At 37.3% G+C, this 1538-nt stretch carries 2 protein-coding genes; both read right to left on the minus strand.

Annotation, left to right across the window (positions count from 1 at the left end; genetic code table 11):
- Positions 1–789, minus strand: a 789-nt coding sequence (locus AC1DOS_RS20065; protein WP_477538900.1) for a DUF6359 domain-containing protein, incomplete at its 3' end; no start/stop codon positions are given.
- 524 nt (positions 790–1313) lie between these two features.
- A partial coding sequence (locus AC1DOS_RS20070; RefSeq protein ID WP_477538901.1) for an S-layer homology domain-containing protein occupies positions 1314–1538 on the minus strand: 225 nt, incomplete at its 5' end.

Raw genomic sequence — 1538 nt, forward strand, 5'->3', positions numbered from 1 at the left:
AGCAGGTGTGATTTCTTGTACTGCCGGTAGTGGGTTGTTTGAAGAAATTTTCGTAATTTTTGGTTGTTCCATTTGAAGTTCACCGCTATAGACGGTTACTTTCCCTTCAAGTTCAACGATGTCACCTGGTGTAACGTCCGCTGAAGATGAGAAAATGTAAAGACCTGCCGTATTATCTTGGATATAAAATGCATTTCCACCCCAGAATCCTGTGCCTGTAGTGACAGTGCCTTTTACTTTGATTAATTTATCCGATCCTACTGCTGCACGTGCACCAGCAAGGTCAGCCTTTACTTCTGGATCAGGACCTGGAGGAGGTTCTTCTCCGCCGTCAATAAAGTTCATAGATGTAATTGGCGCTTTAAGACCTGCATGATTTCCAAAATATTTTTCAAGTGAAGCTGAAATTACAACTTTTTTGCCAAGATTACTTGGATTTAATTTCAATCCAAATTCTGCTCTTAATGAAGTTGGAGTAGCTGGCAATTGTACATAAATCATTTTTGATATATCTTTTTCACCTGGAGTAGCTGCAATTGCGTAATTCGTATCACTTTCAGCAGGATTTATTACGCTGGTTTCACTTTTAATAAAACCAACTATATATCCTTCTACAGTTACATTTTTCTTAGAATCTACTACAAATTGTGCAATTGCTTCATCGACTTTTAGTGCTGTTTCTGCTGCAGATGCAGTTGGTGCTGTGATATATGGTACAACCATCGAGATTACTAGTAAGAAAGCTAATGCGATCTTACTGAAAGCATGCTTCAATATGTCTTTCGTCATCCATTTCACTCCTCAATATGAAAATTTTATGATACTTTATGATTATATCAAAACATTGTAAGGGTTTTCATAAGAATTTGTAAAATTCTTTTTGTTTTTGTAAAGGTAGGTAAGAAGTCTGTCTTTATTGTAAATTATGGCTCTCATCAACCATCTCCATTATTACGGGATCGTTAATGAAAGATCTATCCAAAATAAAGAAACGCAGTAGTAGCCGAAATAGCATCTTCGGCTACTTGGTTTGTTAAAGATAGTGACTTTTCTTTAGTAAACCATAATCAACAAACAAGTTGCCCCAAGGTTGTATAAAAGCGACGAAATCAACCGAGCCGCAAGATTACCTGTAATCGTAAGAGGCAGATGTGATATCGTCACATCCACTTCCTACTCGTTCTCTAAGTAATAGTGCAGCATAGGGTTGCTTTCCAAAGCACACCGGAAACATGAGTAATAAATTACTTTTAGGTGTCATTTATTCACACAACAAAAAAGGAGTCAGCATTTGCTGGCTCCTTTTCTTTTCTTTATAAATCGCCCAGTTTGTCCAATGCACGGTAAAGCATAACTGCTGCTTCAGCGCGTGTTGCATTGTCTTGAGGTGCAAAAGTATTGTTTTTGCGTCCTGCTACGATACCTAATGCAACTGCTTGTTTAACGCTTAATTTTGCATATGAACTGATTTTGCTATCATCCGCAAACTTCTTAGACGTATCTAAATTGTTCAATAATGAAGCATCTTCATATTTCAC

Source organism: Paenisporosarcina sp. P5_A11, from assembly GCF_056400705.1.